13 protein-coding genes and 1 pseudogene are annotated in these 15,157 nt (G+C 71.1%); 9 read left to right on the top strand and 5 right to left on the bottom strand.

The window, feature by feature from the left end:
- Positions 1–29: 29 nt before the first annotated feature.
- Positions 30–1,268: an SAV2148 family HEPN domain-containing protein gene (locus CP983_RS09715; protein WP_150499310.1), complete on the top strand. Its 1,239-nt coding sequence runs from the start codon at positions 30–32 to the stop codon at positions 1,266–1,268.
- Between the two features lie 145 nt (positions 1,269–1,413).
- Positions 1,414–2,136: a 3'-5' exonuclease gene (locus tag CP983_RS09710; protein WP_125524770.1), complete on the top strand. Its 723-nt coding sequence runs from the start codon at positions 1,414–1,416 to the stop codon at positions 2,134–2,136.
- Between the two features lie 21 nt (positions 2,137–2,157).
- Here CP983_RS09710 and CP983_RS09705 read toward each other — a convergent pair whose 3' ends face one another.
- Both CP983_RS09705 and CP983_RS09700 read right to left on the bottom strand, forming a co-directional pair.
- Positions 2,158–2,658, bottom strand: coding sequence for a YbaK/EbsC family protein (locus tag CP983_RS09705; protein WP_150499309.1), 501 nt, complete (start codon positions 2,656–2,658; stop codon positions 2,158–2,160).
- Positions 2,619–3,587, bottom strand: a complete 969-nt coding sequence (locus CP983_RS09700; RefSeq protein WP_150499308.1) for a DMT family transporter — start codon at positions 3,585–3,587, stop codon at positions 2,619–2,621. Before CP983_RS09700 ends, CP983_RS09705 begins: the two co-directional genes overlap by 40 nt.
- Positions 3,588–3,681: 94 nt before the next feature.
- Between CP983_RS09700 and CP983_RS09695 the strand changes: the two genes are divergently transcribed.
- Positions 3,682–4,605 (top strand): LysR family transcriptional regulator, encoded by a 924-nt coding sequence (locus CP983_RS09695; RefSeq protein ID WP_125524773.1) that lies wholly within the window; start codon positions 3,682–3,684, stop codon positions 4,603–4,605.
- A gap of 9 nt (positions 4,606–4,614) precedes the next feature.
- On the opposite strand, the gene CP983_RS09690 is transcribed toward CP983_RS09695, so the two are convergent.
- On the bottom strand, positions 4,615–5,478 hold the full coding sequence (locus tag CP983_RS09690) for a phosphotransferase enzyme family protein (protein ID WP_150499307.1): 864 nt from the start codon (positions 5,476–5,478) through the stop codon (positions 4,615–4,617).
- Positions 5,479–5,647: 169 nt separating this feature from the next.
- On the opposite strand from CP983_RS09690, the gene CP983_RS09685 reads away from it, so the two are divergent.
- The 5 genes and pseudogenes from CP983_RS09685 to CP983_RS09665 all read left to right on the top strand — a co-directional run bounded on the left by CP983_RS09685 (position 5,648) and on the right by CP983_RS09665 (position 10,991).
- Positions 5,648–6,583 (top strand): carbohydrate ABC transporter permease, encoded by a 936-nt coding sequence (locus CP983_RS09685; protein WP_150499306.1) that lies wholly within the window; start codon positions 5,648–5,650, stop codon positions 6,581–6,583.
- Complete coding sequence (locus CP983_RS09680; RefSeq protein ID WP_150499305.1) at positions 6,580–7,413, top strand: carbohydrate ABC transporter permease; 834 nt, start codon at positions 6,580–6,582, stop codon at positions 7,411–7,413. Before CP983_RS09685 ends, CP983_RS09680 begins: the two co-directional genes overlap by 4 nt.
- Entirely contained in the window at positions 7,413–8,693 is a 1,281-nt protein-coding gene (locus CP983_RS09675; protein WP_150499304.1) for an ABC transporter substrate-binding protein, read from the top strand. Before CP983_RS09680 ends, CP983_RS09675 begins: the two co-directional genes overlap by 1 nt.
- Before the next feature lie 262 nt (positions 8,694–8,955).
- Positions 8,956–9,744 carry an ErmE/ErmH/ErmO/ErmR family 23S rRNA (adenine(2058)-N(6))-methyltransferase gene (gene erm, locus CP983_RS09670; protein WP_150499303.1) on the top strand — a complete coding sequence of 263 codons (789 nt, stop codon included), beginning with the start codon at positions 8,956–8,958 and terminating at the stop codon, positions 9,742–9,744.
- Between the two features lie 7 nt (positions 9,745–9,751).
- Positions 9,752–10,991 (top strand): annotated as a pseudogene (locus tag CP983_RS09665) (glycosyltransferase).
- Between the two features lie 66 nt (positions 10,992–11,057).
- Here the strand turns inward: CP983_RS09665 and CP983_RS09660 are convergent.
- Positions 11,058–12,008 carry a zinc metalloprotease gene (locus CP983_RS09660; RefSeq protein WP_150499301.1) on the bottom strand — a complete coding sequence of 317 codons (951 nt, stop codon included), beginning with the start codon at positions 12,006–12,008 and terminating at the stop codon, positions 11,058–11,060.
- 199 nt (positions 12,009–12,207) lie between these two features.
- On the opposite strand from CP983_RS09660, the gene CP983_RS09655 reads away from it, so the two are divergent.
- Entirely contained in the window at positions 12,208–12,528 is a 321-nt protein-coding gene (locus tag CP983_RS09655) for a hypothetical protein (protein WP_150499300.1), read from the top strand.
- A 63-nt stretch (positions 12,529–12,591) separates the two neighbouring features.
- On the opposite strand, the gene CP983_RS09650 is transcribed toward CP983_RS09655, so the two are convergent.
- A complete protein-coding gene (locus tag CP983_RS09650) occupies positions 12,592–14,859 on the bottom strand; it encodes an MMPL family transporter (protein ID WP_150499299.1) in 2,268 nt (755 codons plus the stop codon).
- Between the last annotated feature and the right edge of the window lie 298 nt (positions 14,860–15,157).

Genomic DNA, 15,157 nt, shown 5'->3' with positions numbered 1-15,157 from the left:
TGCTCGGGGGAGCGGAAGGCGGTGCGCGGGTGGGCTCGGGAGGGCTGGAGCTGCCCCCTGGTGACGAGGGTCACGAGGGGAACTCCACAGAGGTCCCACCCGGCACGGTGTCCCTGGCCCGGCCGATGGAGACGAGTTCCATCGGCCCGGAGCTGGACTGGGACCCCGACGCCTGGCGCGAGGTGCGTACGCGCGCCCAACGAGCGGGCCGGGCCTACATCTGGCTGAACCTCGTCGAGCAGCGGCTGCGCGCGGTCGTGGCCGCTGTTCTGCGCCCCATCTACGAACCCGTCCACGGCGACGAGTGGGTCGTCGCGGCCGCCGGCCCGGCCGGCCAGGAGTGGGTGCAGCGCGCGGTCGCCGTACGCGAGGTCAGCCGCCGCAAGGGGTATCTGCTGGACCCCGCCGACGACAACGTCCTCAGCTTCCTGACGCTGCCGCAGCTGCGCGAGCTGATGGTGCAGCACTGGCCGTGCTTCGAGCCGTACGTCGACGACCGCCGGGACGTCGAACTCGCCCTGGACGAGCTCGAGGTGACCCGAAACGTCGTCTCCCGCAACCGGGCCCTGTCCGAGGCGGTCCTCAACCAGGCCGAGCGGGCCTCCGCGCGGCTGCTGGAGGTCCTCGGCGGCAGCGGTGACGTGCCCTCGGCCCGCCGGCTGCCCATCGACGCGGTCGAGGACCTGGTCGGCGACCGCTACGCCGACGTCGTCGCCGTGCATCCCGACCGGGTGCGACTGCTGCGCCAGTTCCCGGCCGAGGACATCTTCGGCGGCGCCCGCCGGCTCGACGCCATCGGCATCGGCCTCAACCTTCTGGTGCAGAACTTCTCCGGGCGGCGCCTGGTGCGCCTGGCCGAATCCGGCTGCCGGGTGCGGCTGCTGTTCCTGAACCCGGCCTCCAGCGCGGTCAAGCGGCGCGAGCGCGAACTCGGCATCAAGCGCGGCGAGCTGAGCCGCGCGGTCGAGATGAACATCCTGCACATGCGCCGGGTGCGGTCCCGGCTGCGCGACCCCGGCGCCTTCGAGATCCAGGTCTTCGACGAGACGCCCCGCTTCACGGCGTACCTCGTGGACGGCGACGGCGCCGACGGAGTGGCGGTCGTGCAGACATATCTGCGGCGGACACGGGGGCTGGAGGCACCGGTCCTGGTGCTGCGCAACGGCACCCGGGTGGTCAAGTCGGACGAGATCGACGAGGGCGGGCTCTTCCCGACGTATCGCGAGGAGTTCGAACTCATGTGGGCGGATTCGCGGCCGGTGTCCTGAACTGTCCCGAGGTGGCCGGCGGGCCGCCCACGACCGGCCCCCGGCCTCGGGGGCGCACAAGCGGAATGCGGTCCTCTGATTGTCAGTGGCACATGGGAAGGTGGAGACCACTGGGGGAACGCACCACCAAGAAGGGGGACCGCCCATGGGCTGGCACCGTGAGCTGCTGATCGGCTTCGACCTGGAGACGACCGGTACGGATCCGCGCGAGGCGCGCATCGTCACCGGCGCCGTGATCGAGGTCCGGGACGGGCAGCCCATCGGGCACAAGGAGTGGCTGGCGGATCCGGGCGTGGAGATCCCGGCGGACGCCGTCGCGGTCCACGGCATCAGCAACGAACGCGCGGCCGCCGAGGGCCGCCCCGCCGACCAGGTGGCCGACGCCATCGCCGACGTCCTGGTCACCTACTGGAACACGGGCGTACCGGTCGTCGCGTACAACGCCGCCTTCGACCTGAGCCTGCTCTCCGCCGAACTGCGGCGGTACGGACTGCCGTCCCTGCGCGACCGTCTGGGCGGCCGGGAACCCGCCCCGGTCGTCGACCCGTACACCATCGACCGCTGGGCCGACCGCTACCGCCGTGGCAAGCGCAACCTCGAAGCGGTCTGCCGGGAGTACGGCATCGTCCTCGACTCCGCGCACGACGCCTCCGCCGACGCGCTCGCCGCGGCCCGGCTCGCCTGCGCGATAGCCGCCCGCCACCCCAAGATCGCGGGCCTCGGCCCGGCGGAGCTGCACCGCCGCCAGATCGAGTGGTACGCGGAATGGGCGGCGGACTTCCAGAACTTCCTGCGCCGCAAGGGTGACGCGACCGCGGTGGTCGACGGGACGTGGCCGCTGCGCGAGCCGGCGGACGAGACGGTCTGAGAAGGGTGTCGCTTCGCGTGCCTACGCGGCCGCCGCGATGCGCTCGATGCGAGGCTTGGCCAACCGCTCGTAGTCCGCGCCGGAGATGAGCAGCGACCGGTCCAGCCGGGCCGCGTTGAAGTACAGCTTCGCCCGTCCGACGACGTCCGGATCCGCGACGACCTCGAGGTCGGGATCGAAGCTGAACGGCAGGACCGTGCCGGGGACGGCGTGGGCCAGTCGCTCGGCGGTCTCCGCGTCGCTGAAGCCGACGTAGCGGGCGTCGAACAGCGCCCGGACGGCGTCCAGGTCCACCCGCCGGTCTCCCGGCACGACGGCGAGGACATGACGCGTCGTGCGCCGGTCCACCTTGACCCGCAGCACGATGCACTTCGCGGCCTCCGAGGCCGGGTGCCCGCGCAGCGCGCAGACGGCCTCGGTGCTGCCCTCGGGCTCGTGGTCGATGAGGCGGTAGTCGACGTGGGCGGAGTCGAGCAGGGCGATCAGGTGGTCGTAAGTGTCGTGGTGGGTGTGCTCGGGCATGCGGGGTCCTTGTCGAGGGGGTCGGCCGGGGGAAGTCGGTGTTGCGGTGCGCGTCGGTGGGCGCGTTCCACCGCCTGGCCCCAGTAGGTGCCGGCGACCATGAGGGCCGCCCCGAGGCCGGTGAGCGGGGTCAGGTGGTCGCCGCCGAGGGCCACGCCCACCGCGACCGCCCAGACCGGTTCGGTGCCCAGCAGCAGGCTGGCCCGGCTGGCCGAGGTGCGCTGCACGGCCCAGGTCTGGGCGAGGAAGGCGAACACGCTGCAGAACAGGGCGAGATAGACGAGCTGGGCCCAGGTCGCCGGGTCGGAGCGGACCAGCGTCGGCAGGTCGTGGGCCGCGACCGGCAGGAACAGGGCGGTGCCGACGAGGGTCTGCACGGTCGTCAGCTGCAACGGACGGATCGCCCGCCCTGCGGTCAGGCGGCCGACGAGGGCGACATGCACGGCCCTGATCAGCGCGGCGCCGAGCATCAGCAGGTCGCCGAGGCGGGGCTCGTGGAAGCCGTTGCCGGACATCAGCAGTCCGACGGCCAGGACGCAGACGGCGGTCGCGGCGAAGAAGGAGGCGGGCAGCGGGCCACGACGGCCGCCGCGGTCGAGGAGCGGGGTGAGGACGATGGTCAGGCTGATGATGAGGCCGGCGTTGGCGGCGCTGGTGTGGGCGACGCCGTACGTCTCCACGACCAGGACCGCCGCCTGGGTCAGGCCCAGGGGCACCCCGATCCGCAGCTCGTCCCGCGTCCACCGGCGCGCCCCGCGCCGCCGGGCGGCGACCAGGCCGAGACAGGCGAGCGCGGACAGGGCGTAGCGGGCGAACAGCACGAGCAGGACGGGGAGGGCCGCGGTCGCCGTCTGGGCGGACAGATAGCTGGAACCCCAGACGAGCGCGACAAGGAGGAGTACCGCATCGGTACGGCGGACGTCGGACACCGGCCCACCGTGCACCGGAGACATCCTTGAAGCCCAGTACCACTTTCTAAAACGATCATTTAGCAGTCCTACATCGTCGGCCTACACTGAGGCGATGGACGAACGGCAGCTGCGGATCCTTCGGGAGCTCGGCGAACTGGGAAGTGTCACGGCGGTCGCCGAGGCGCTGCTCGTGACGCCGTCGGCGATCTCCCAGCAGCTGCGGCTGCTCCAGCGGTCGATCCCGGTGCCGCTCACCGAGCGGCAGGGACGCCGCCTGGTCCTCACCGACGCCGGGCAGGCGCTGGCGGGCGCGGCCGTGGAGGTCGAGACGGCGCTCGCGCGGGCGCGGCACGCCGTCGAGGAGTTCGTGCAGCGGCCGGACGGCGAGGTGTCGGTGGCGGCGTTCCACAGCGCGGGCACCGCGTTCTTCCCGCTGCTGCTCCGCGCGCTGGCCGGAGCGGGCAGACCGGCACCGAGGCTCGTCGACGAGGACGTGCCGCAGGAGGACTTCCCGCGGCTCACCCGGGAGTACGACATCGTCCTCGCCCACCGGCTGGACCATGCCCCGCCCTGGCCTGACACGGTGGCCGCGACGACGCTGCTGCGTGAGCCGCTGGACGTGGCCATGCCCGCCGACCACCCTCTTGCCGCGAAGCGCCGGGTCACCCCGCGCGACGTGGCGGACGAGTCGTGGATCACCGTGCACGACGGCTTCCCGGTGCTGGCGGTCATCGAGGCGATCGCCGCGGCGGCCGGCCGGCGACTGCATCTGGCGCACCGCATCAACGAGTTCGCGGTCGTCGCGCAGGTGGTGGCGGCCGGAGGCGGCATCGCGCTGATGCCCCGCTGGACGATGCCCCGGCATCCGGCGCTGACCCTGAGACCACTGAGCGGCGTCCAGGCCAGACGACACATCGACGCGCTCTACCGCCCGGAACGCACGGCCAGATCGGCGGTCCGCACGGTCCTGACCGAGCTGCGCCACGCCGCGAGCGACATCCAGAGCCGGCTGTCCGAGGGTGGGGTCACGCCCTGAAGGGCGCGATCAGAACGGATACCACCGCACCGTCTCGTCCCCGTCCCGCAGCGAGGCCACCCGTCGTCCGAACTCGGCCAGCGCCTTCGGGTTCGTCGGCGCGTGCTGGGCCACCCACGCGCAGCTCGCCGTCTCCCGCGCCCCGCGCAGCACCGAGCAGCCCTCCCACTCGCGCACGTCCCAGCCGTACGTCTCGACGAACGACCGGTAGTCGGCGGCCGGCATCCCGTACCGGTCCCGGGAGAGCGCCATGACCACCAGGTCGTGCTCGCGCAGATCGAAGGCGAAGGTCTCCAGGTCGACCAGCACCGGCCCGTCCGCCCCCACATGGACATTGCGCGGCAGCGCGTCCCCGTGGATCGGCCCCGGCGCCACATGAGGCGTCAGCCCCGCCGCGGCGGCCGCGAAACCGTCCCGCCGCTCCCGCAGATACGCCGCGTCCGCCGGATCGATCGCGTCACCGGCGAGCCGCAGCCAACGCTCCACCCCGCCGAGCAACTCACGTGGCGGCAGGGTGAAGGAAGGCGCGGACAGGGCGTGCACGACCCGTAGCAGTTCGGCCAAATCCCGTGGCCCGGCGGGCCGTACGGGATCCGGCAGCCGGTGCCACACGGTCACCGGATGGCCTTGGACCAGAAGCGCCTTCGGCTCGGCGGCCCGCACCGCAGGCACGCCCGCCTCCGCCAGCCACACGGCGATGTCGAGCTCGCGCCGCGCCCGGTCGAGGAGTTCGGCGTCACGGCCCACCTTGACGGCCAGGTCACCGGCGGCGAAGACCGCGTTCTCGCCCAGGGCGAGCAGCCGGGCGTCCCGCGCCGGCCCGGGCAGTACGTCCGCCGCGGCCAGTACGTCCCGCGCCCGTGCCTCGTCCATCGTCCGCCTCCGTGTGTTCGTCCGCCGCCGGGATCGGCGTCGGATTCCCGCCATCCGCGCTCAGTCTCGCATTTCCACAGGTCGGACCGCGTGCGCGCGGCCTTGACGGGGTACGGCGCCTTCACGACCATGACGGGGCCCACCCGAGCCGCACAAAGGGGCTGATTCCGTGACATCGGTGACCGAGGCGCAGAAGGCGGTGAGACCTGCGCCGGGCGGCAAGGAGCGGCGCGGTGTCATGGACCGCGGCGCCTGGTTCCTCGTCCTGCCCGCGCTGATCCCCATCCTGGTCCTGAGCGTCGGTCCGCTGCTGTACGGCATCGCGCTGTCCCTCACCGACGCCCAGTCCGGACGGACCCGGCCCACCCAGTGGATCGGCACGCTCAACTTCACGGACCTGCTGCACGACACGCTGTTCTGGGAGTCGTTCCGGATCGGCCTGGTCTGGGCGGTCGGCGTCACCGTCCCGCAGTTCCTGCTGGCGCTCGGCCTCGCCCTCCTGCTCAACGAGGACCTGCGCCTGCGCTGGCTCGCCCGGGCCCTCGCGATCGTCCCGTGGGCCATGCCCGAGGTCGTCGTAGGTGTCATGTGGCGGCTGGTCTACAACCCCGACGCGGGCATCCTCAACGAGACGATCCGCGACCTCGGCCTCGGTGACGGCCGCGACTGGCTGAGCGGGCTCGGCACCGCACTGCCGGCCGTCGTCGTCGTGGGCATCTGGGCGGGCCTGCCGACCACGACGGTCGCCCTGCTCGCGGGCCTGCAGAACACCCCGCGCGAACTGCACGAGGCGGCGGCCGTGGACGGCGCCGGCGCCTGGCGCCGCTTCCGCACCGTCACCTGGCCCGCCCTGCGGCCCGTCGCCCTGTCCATCACGGCACTCAACCTCATCTGGAACTTCAACTCCTTCGCCCTGGTCTACGTCCTGACCAGCGGCGGCCCCGGCGGCCGCACCCGCCTGCCGATGCTCTTCGCCTACGAAGAGGCCTTCCGCTACGGGCAGTTCGGCTACGCGGCGGCGATGGGATGCGTGATGGTCGCGCTGATCTCGATACTCCTCGCGCTCTTCCTCGTCGGCCGGCTGAGGGGAGGCGACGAGGCATGAGGACCGGCCGAACCGCCCGAGCCGGGCAGTACGTGGCCCTGCTGGCGTACCTCGTGTTCCTGGCGTTCCCCTTCCTGTGGCTGATCTCGACCGCCTTCAAGCCGCCGCGGGAGCTGGGCAGTCTGCATCCCACCTGGATCCCGAGGGACCCCACCCTCGCCAACTTCCGCCAGGCCTTCGACGAACAGCCCCTGCTGCACGCCGCCCTCAACTCCCTGATCGCCGCGCTCGGCGCCGCCCTCGTCGCCGTGCTGCTCGCTACCCCGATGGCGTACGTCATGGCCCGCCACCGCACCCGGCTAGCCCGGGCGGCGACCGGCTGGGTAATCGTCAGCCAGGCGTTCCCGCTGGTCCTGGTGATCATCCCGCTGTTCCTGGTGCTGAAGAACCTGCGACTGATCAACTCCATGCCCGGGCTGATCACGGTGTACGTGGTGTGGGCACTGCCGTTCGCGCTGTGGATGCTCGTCGGCTACGTCCGCGCGGTGCCGCCCGAGCTGGAGGAGGCGGCGGCGGTCGACGGGGCCGGACGGCTGAGGACCCTGGTCTCGGTGACCGCGCCGCTGCTGGCGCCCGGGATCGTGGCGACGGCGATGTTCGCGTTCGTCACGGCGTGGAACGAGTTCTTCTTCGCCCTCGTCCTGCTGAAGACCCCGGAGAAACAGACCCTGCCGGTGATCCTCACGCACTTCATCGGCGCGGAGGGCGTCGCCGACCTCGGCCCGCTGGCCGCCGCCGCGTTCCTCGCGACGCTGCCCTCGCTGGTCGTGTTCGCGCTCATCCAGCGACGGATCACGGGCGGCATGCTCACCGGGGCGGTGAAGAACTGATGCGAACGAGACTGCTGTTGGGCTGCCTGGCCCTGGTGCTGCTGCTCGCCGGTTGCAGCGACGGCGGCGACTTTGCCGGTGGCCGTATCACCCTGCGCTTCCAGTCCCTGGCCTGGCAGGAGGAGTCCGTCCAGGCCAACGAGGAGCTCGTGAAGGAGTGGAACGCGAGCCATCCGGACGTCAAGGTCGAGTATGTGCAGGGCAGCTGGGACGGCGTCCACGACCAGCTGCTCACCTCCTTCGAGGGCGGTGAGGCCCCGGACATCATCCATGACGCCTCGGACGACCTCGCGGACTTCGCGTACGGCGGCTACCTCGCCGATCTGACCGACCTGCTGCCCGCACGGCTCAAGTCCGACATCCCGCAGCGCAGTTGGGAGACCGCGACCTTCGGGGACGGGATCTACGGCGTGCCGTTCCTCCAGGAGCCGCGGGTGCTCGTCGCCAACGCGAAGTGGCTGAAGCAGGCGGGCGTACGCATTCCGACCCCTGAACGGCCGTGGAGCTGGGCGGAGTTCCGGGCGATCACCGAGCGGCTCAGCGGGGACGGCAGGTACGGCGTGGCCTGGCCGCTCAAGGAGCCTGTCTCCGCCACGCTCAATCTGTCGCTGTCGTCCGGCGGACGGCTCTTCCACCGGGACGCCGACGGCAAGGTGACCGTGCGCTTCGGCGCGGACGACGAGGTCATGCCGCGCACCGTCCACGACCAGGTCAACGCCGACCGCAGCGCCTCCCCGACGACCCTGGGCAGCGGCGGCTCGGACACCCTGCCAGGCTTCTTCGGCGGCCGGTACGCGATGGTCCCGCTCGGCTTCTCCTACCGGCAGCAGATCGTGCAGCAGGCCCCCAAGGGCTTCGACTGGCAGGTGCTGCCCGCCCCGGCCGGCGCCGACGGGCTCACCCAGGGCGTCAGTCCGCAGACCCTGTCCATCGCCGAGGACAGCCCGCACAAACGGGAGGCGGCAGAGTTCATCGACTTCCTGCTGCGCCCCGACAACATGGTGCGGCTGGCCCTGGGCGACTGGATGCTCCCCACCGGCACGGAGGCCCTGAAGGACCCGGCCCTGCACACCACCGAGAACGACTGGGCCACCGGCACCGCCCTCGCTACACATCTGCGCTCGGCGCCCGCACAGTCGGTACGCGGCTACCCGGAGTGGAAGGACAAGATCGCCACGCCGGCCTTCCAGGAGTACTACAGCGGGGCCATCGGCCTCGACGAACTGCGCGATCGGCTGGAGGAGGACGGCAATCTCGTACTCGCCCGCTACCAGCGCTGAGGTAATTCGGTTGTAGGCGCCGCCCGGCCCCGCCTAACGTGCGGTCCGTGGCAGCGAACAATGCGATCACCAGCACCGGTCTCGGCCGGGGCGCTGCGCACTCCGTACGGATGCGCCGCGGCCCCGGAGCCCTGACCGGCCCGGGGAGCCACACCGTCCGCTGATTCCACGCGGACCCGCTTCTCCCTCCTTTTCTCCTGTCTTCCGGTCAGGGCCTTCGTCTGCCCTTCTCCCTCTCCACGGAAGACAAGGACCGCAGGCCATGGCCCGCCCCACCCGCGTATCCCGCGCGCTCTCCCAGAACTTCCTCGCCGACCGCACGGCCGCCGGACGACTCGCCCGCCTCGCCGTGCCACTCGGACGCGAGGCACCCCTGCTGCTCGAAGTCGGCGCCGGAAAAGGCGCGTTGACCGAGCAGCTCGCCCCGCACTGCCGACGCCTACTCGCCTACGAGATCGACCCACGCCTCGTTGCCGCGCTGCGCTCGCGCTTCTCCGACACGCCGCAGGTCCGCGTCGTGGGCGAGGACTTCCTCACGGCACGGCCCCCGCGCACACCGTTCTCCGTCGCCGGGAACGTCCCCTTCTCCCGCACCGCCGCCATCGTCGACTGGTGCCTGCACGCGCCCGCACTCACCGACGCCACGCTCCTGACCCAGCTTGAGTACGCCCGCAAGCGCACGGGCGACTACGGCAGCTGGACCCGGCTGACGATCCTGACCTGGCCGCGTCACGAGTGGCGGCTGGTGGGCCGGGTCGGGCGGCACAGCTTCCGGCCGGTACCTCGGGTGGACGCCGGGATCGTACGGATCGAACGGCGGCGCACGCCGCTGCTGGGCGCCGGCGCGCAGGACGGCTGGCGGCGCCTGGTCGAGCTGGGCTTCTCCGGGGTCGGCGGCTCGCTGCACGCGTCGCTGTGCCGGGCGCACCCGAGGCGGCGGGTCGACGCGGCGTTCCGCGCGGCCCGCCTCGACACGAGGGCCCTCGTGGGCGAGGTGCCGCCGGGGGCTTGGCTGACGCTGCACGAGGTGCTGGGGGTGCCGGCGACATGAAAGCGAGTTGCACGAGACGTATCGTCTCGATTAGCGTCAGGGTCATGACCAGTCCCGCTCACATCGCCATGTTCTCCATCGCCGCGCACGGCCACGTGAACCCCAGCCTCGAAGTGATCCGCGAGCTCGTGGCGCGCGGGCACCGGGTCACCTACGCGATCCCGCCGGTCTTCGCCGAGAAGGTCGCCGCCACCGGCGCCGAGCCGAAGCTGTGGAACTCCACGCTGCCGGGCCCCGACGCCGACCCGGAGGCGTGGGGGAGCACCCTGCTGGACAACGTCGAGCCGTTCCTCGCCGACGCGATCCAGGCGCTCCCGCAGCTGATCGAGGCGTATGCCGGGGACGAGCCGGACCTCGTCCTGCAGGACATCACCTCGTACCCGGCACGCGTCCTCGCCCACCGCTGGGGTGTGCCCGCGATCTCGCTCTCGCCGAACCTCGTCGCCTGGGAGGGCTACGAGGAGGAGATCGCCGAGCCGATGTGGGCGGAGCCGAAGAAGACCGAGCGCGGGCAGGCGTACTACCGCCGCTTCCACGCCTGGCTGGAGGAGAACGGCATCGCCCTGCACCCCGATGCGTTCGGTGGCCGCCCCGACCGCTCGCTGGTCCTCATCCCGCGGGCCCTTCAGCCCAACGCCGACCGCGTCGACGAATCGGTCCACACCTTCGTCGGCGCCTGCCAGGGCGACCGCACCGCCGAGGGCGGGTGGCGCCGGCCGGAGACGGCCGAGAAGGTCGTGCTCGTCTCCCTCGGATCGGCGTTCACCAAGCAGCCGGCGTTCTACCGGGAGTGCGTGCGCGCCTTCGCCGGTCTGCCGGGCTGGCACCTCGTGCTCCAGGTCGGCCGGCATGTCGACCCCGCCGAGCTCGGGGACATCCCGCCCAACGTCGAAGTGCACGACTGGGTGCCGCAGTTGGCGATCCTCAAGCAGGCCGACCTGTTCGTCACCCACGCGGGCGCCGGCGGCAGCCAGGAGGGCCTGGCCACGGCCACCCCGATGATCGCCGTCCCCCAGGCGGTCGACCAGTTCGGCAACGCCGACATGCTCCAGTCCCTCGGCGTCGCCCACCACATCCCGACCGAGAAGGCCACAGCCGAAACGCTCCGCGAAACGGCCCTCACCCTCACCACCGACCCGGAGGTCGCCCAACGCCTGAAGACCCTCCAGGCCCAGATGTCCGAGGAGGGCGGCACTCGGCGGGCGGCCGACCTGATCGAGGCCGAATTGCACGCTCGGCGGGGCTAGTCCGGGAACGGCGTCGCGATGGCCGTCCCACTGCGGGGGCGGCCATCACATGGGAACGGAGGTCCGTCACACCGTGACGGCCTGTCGGCTGAGGGGCAGACGCGCGTTGTCGAGAGTGGCGTCCATCCGGGCGGCCTGGCCCTTGGTGAACATGAACATCGCGGCGTCGTCGGTGTAGTCCATGTAGTTCATGAACATGTCGCCGTTCGGGGCGTTGCCGCACGTGGCGGTGGGGAAGCTCGGTGAACCGAGGTTCGGCCCGGCCTGGTTGGGCGTGTCCGCCACGAAGTCGCTGCCGCTGCACCCCTCGTCGTCGTCACCCCAGATGTGGCGCAGATTGAGCCAGTGGCCGATCTCGTGCACGGCCGTGCGGCCGCCGTCGAAGGGCGCGCGGGCCGTGCCACGCGTGCCGAAGGCGCTGTGTGTGATGACGACGCCGTCCGTGGACGCGGCGCCACCCGGGAACTGGGCGTAGCCCAGCAGTCCGCCGCGCAGCCGGCAGACCCAGACGTTCAGGTAGACGTCCGCGGGCCAGGCGTCACGTCCTCCGCTCAGGCTGAACTTGACCAGATCGTCCGTGTCCCAGTCCGTGACCGAGGTCTGGGTCCGGGTGATGCCGTCGGTGGTCCGGCCCAGCGGATCGGTCCGGGCGAGATGGAACTGGAGACGTGCGTCGGCCACCAGGTCCCGCCACACCGGGGGCACTTGGTTCACATCGGCGTTGGCCGCCCGGAAGTCCTGGTTGAGAACGTCGATCTGACTGTTGATCTGGGCGTCGTCGATATTCTGCTCGGGGGTGTTGTGCACCACGTGCACGACTACGGGAACGTCGATGACGCCCTGACGGGCGGCCTCGCGGCGCTGTGTCTCGTAGCTGAACGCGGTGTTCTCGATCACGGCACGATTGCCGGCGTACTCCGGATTCACGGTGAGGAGTCGGCGGTGCACTTCCATGGCGCCGCACCAGCGGCTGTAGTCGGCGGAAGTGGCGCGGAGATATGACTGCGCATCGGACATGGCTGCGCCCCTCAAAGGGTGTTGGACTTGCCGCGCACACGGCGGCGTACTGCGCGTCGGACACGCGCTGTGGGGGCCGCGTGACACCGGTCGGCAGCCGGTTGCCCGTTCCCCCTGGACCCATACACTGATAATCCTAGACATTCTCGGAGAAGACCGGCAATTTTTGCGGCATGGAAGTGAGCGAGGTGGCCGGGTCATGCGAGAGCCCCCTGCGGGTCTGTTCCGGTCCTGGATCCACTCCTACGAGGAAGACCGCGGTGATGTGCGGGTCTACCGGCCGGACGACTACCCGTTCCCGCCGGCCCGCGGACGCCGTGGGCTGGAGTTCGCAGCCGACGGCGCGTTCGTCGACCACCCCTTGGGGCGAGGTGACGCTCCCGACGCCGTACCGGGCCACTGGCGGCTCGCGGCGGACGGTCACGTCGTGTTGACCTTCGAAGGGGCACGCCCGGAGCGGGAGTTGGAGATCGTGCGCTGCGACGGGGCCGTGCTGGAGGTCCGCCGCATCATGCGCTGAGGGCACACACAGGGCCCGTTGGCTCCCCCGGAGTCAACGGGCCCTGCATCAGGGGTGGGTGGGTCAGACCGGTACGCGTTCGCCCTTGTCGTCGTGGGCCGGGCCGTGGGTCACGGCCTCGGGGGCCTCGTCGTGGGTCATGTCGGGCAGGCGGTGCAGCCACTTCGGGAAGTACCAGTTGCGCTCGCCCAGCAGTGCCATCACCGCCGGGAGCAGGACGCCCCGGATGATCGTCGCGTCGATGAGGACCGCGGCCGCCAGGCCGACGCCCATCTGCTTCATGGACTGCATGGACAGCGTCCCGAAGATCGCGAACACGGCGACCATGATGACCGCGGCGCTGGTGACGACACCGGCCGTGGTGACCACACCGTGCTGGATCGCGTCCTTCGTCGTACGGCCCCGCAGCCGTGCCTCACGGATCCGCGAGACCACGAACACGTGGTAGTCCATCGACAGGCCGAACAGGATCACGAAGAGGAACAGCGGCAGCCAGGTGATGATGGCTCCGACGCCCTCCGCGCCCACCAGCGACGCACCCCAGCCGTGCTGGAAGACGGCGACGAGGATGCCGTACGCCGCGCCCACCGACAGCAGGTTCAGCACGATCGAGGTGATCGCGACGGTCAGGGAGCGGAACGACAGCAGCATCAGCCCGAAGGCGAAGACCACCACGAACGCGAAGACCGGGACGACCGCTCCGGCCAGCTGGTCGTTGAAGTCCTTCGACCCCGCGACCTGCCCGGTGATCGGCGCATCGAGGCCGTCGACCTTGCCCAGCGTGGCCGGGCGCACGTCGTCGCGCAGCTTGTCCAGGCTCGCGCCCGCCTTGTCGAGGTCGGAGCCGCCGACCAGCGGGACGTACACGAAGGCGATGTTCTGCTCGTCGTGCAGCTTGATCTCGACCGGACCGCGCGAGGCGCCCGAACTGACCGCACGGTCACGGAAGTCGGCGAGCGCGGACTTCACCTCGGGAGCGTTGATGTCGTCGGCCTTGACGACCACCTCGGCAGGGTCGGAACCGCCGGGGAAGGCCTCGTTGAGGCGGTTGTACGTCTGCACGATCGGCAGCGAGTCCCCGAACTCCTGGTCCAGCGTGAGGTTCTGGGTCTTCATGCCGAGCGCGGGAGCCGCGATGGCCAGCAGCGCACCGGCCGCGACGGCGACCGAGATGACGGGCCGCGCGAGCACTCCCTTGAGCACGGCCGTCCAGAACCGGCTCTCGCGGTTCGCGGCGCCCTTGTTGCGGCGGAGCCTGCTCTCCGGGTGCAGGAAGGGGATCTTGCCCTTCTCGACCCGCTCGCCCAGCAGCGACAGCAGCGCCGGCAGCACGGTCACCGACCCGACCATGGCGACCGCCACGACCATCAGCGACGCCAGGCCCATCGCCTCGAACTCGGCGAGACCGGTGAACAGCATGCCCGCCATCGCCACGCACACCGTGACACCCGAGACGATGATCGCGCGGCCACTGGTGGCGGCGGCGACCCGGAGCGCGGTCTGCGCGTCCCGGCCGGCCTGGCGCTCCTCGCGCTCACGGCGCAGATAGAACAGGCAGTAGTCGACGCCGACGGCCAGACCGACCAGCAGCATCACGGAGTTCGCGGTGTCGCTCATCGGCATGACATGGCTGACGATGCCCATCAGGCCCATCGTCGCCATGATCGCGGTGACCGCGAGCAGCACCGGCAGCAGGGCCGCCACCAGCGCGCCGAAGGCGATGAGCAGAATGCCGAGGGCCACCGGCACCGCGGAGTACTCGGCCTTCTGGAAGTCGTCCCCGAACGCGTCGTCGAACGTCTTCATCATGCTGGCGCCGCCGATCTCCTCGATCCGCAGCGACCCGTGGTCCTTCTGGACGTCCTCGACCGCGTTCAGCACCGGCTCGACGCGCTCACCCGCGGTGTCCGAGTCACCGCGCATGTCGAACTGCACCAGCGCGCTGCGGCCGTCCTTGGAGATCGTCCGAGTGTCGTACGGCGAGGTCACGTCCGTGACCTTGCCGGTGCCCTCGACCGCCTCGACGACGGCCGTGACGGCCGACCTGAACTCGGCGTCGGTCGCCTTGAGCGAACCGTCCTTCGACTGGATCAGGACGGTCTCACTGGCCGGCTCCTCGATCCCGGCGTCCTCGATGATCTTGGCGGCGGTGTGCGTCTCGCCCTTGAGCTGGTCGCTGTCCTTGACGTCGACCCGGCCGGCCGCCGAACCGAGCCCCATCGCCAGGACGACGAACAGCACCCAGATGCCGACGGCAGCCCATCGATGGCGGGCGCTCCAGCCGCCGGCGCGGGCGGCGAGGCCCCGTACCCGCGTTTCTCCGTTCCCCATGATGGGCTTGCCCCCTCGTCTTGCGGTGGCGGCCCCCTGCCGCCTCCTTTCGTTTCGAAGGTATGGGCCGGATAAAGCCATCTCGTCGTGCTCGCCGGTGAAGTGCGGCGGCCGGAAATCATCCGCTCGGCCCCCGGGCTCTCCCCACTGGGGAGGATGGGGGCCCCTTACATCTATCCGGCCGGGTCGGGGGAGTGGATCAGGGAGGCCGCGGTCGGGTGGATCGGGTGAAGGAGCTTGTGCTTCATGCTGACCGGTAAGTAACTTACGGGTCCGGCCGTCGTGCCCGCCCCCACTG

The organism is Streptomyces chartreusis (genome assembly GCF_008704715.1).
Classification (GTDB): Bacteria; Actinomycetota; Actinomycetes; order Streptomycetales; family Streptomycetaceae; genus Streptomyces; species Streptomyces chartreusis.
Note: the sequence above shows the minus strand (reverse complement) of the source record. Positions and strands in the feature narration are given on the sequence as shown.

What these genes read in the sequence shown, in the direction of transcription:
- CP983_RS09675 (WP_150499304.1), top strand. Translation starts at nt 7,413, where the DNA reads ATGCGAACGAGACTGCTGTTGGGCTGCCTGGCCCTGGTGCTGCTGCTC.
- CP983_RS09655 (WP_150499300.1), top strand. Translation starts at nt 12,208, where the DNA reads ATGCGAGAGCCCCCTGCGGGTCTGTTCCGGTCCTGGATCCACTCCTAC.
- erm (WP_150499303.1), top strand. Translation starts at nt 8,956, where the DNA reads ATGGCCCGCCCCACCCGCGTATCCCGCGCGCTCTCCCAGAACTTCCTC.
- CP983_RS09705 (WP_150499309.1), bottom strand. Translation starts at nt 2,658, where the DNA reads ATGCCCGAGCACACCCACCACGACACTTACGACCACCTGATCGCCCTG.
- CP983_RS09680 (WP_150499305.1), top strand. Translation starts at nt 6,580, where the DNA reads ATGAGGACCGGCCGAACCGCCCGAGCCGGGCAGTACGTGGCCCTGCTG.
- CP983_RS09660 (WP_150499301.1), bottom strand. Translation starts at nt 12,008, where the DNA reads ATGTCCGATGCGCAGTCATATCTCCGCGCCACTTCCGCCGACTACAGC.
- CP983_RS09695 (WP_125524773.1), top strand. Translation starts at nt 3,682, where the DNA reads ATGGACGAACGGCAGCTGCGGATCCTTCGGGAGCTCGGCGAACTGGGA.
- CP983_RS09650 (WP_150499299.1), bottom strand. Translation starts at nt 14,859, where the DNA reads ATGGGGAACGGAGAAACGCGGGTACGGGGCCTCGCCGCCCGCGCCGGC.
- CP983_RS09690 (WP_150499307.1), bottom strand. Translation starts at nt 5,478, where the DNA reads ATGGACGAGGCACGGGCGCGGGACGTACTGGCCGCGGCGGACGTACTG.
- CP983_RS09710 (WP_125524770.1), top strand. Translation starts at nt 1,414, where the DNA reads ATGGGCTGGCACCGTGAGCTGCTGATCGGCTTCGACCTGGAGACGACC.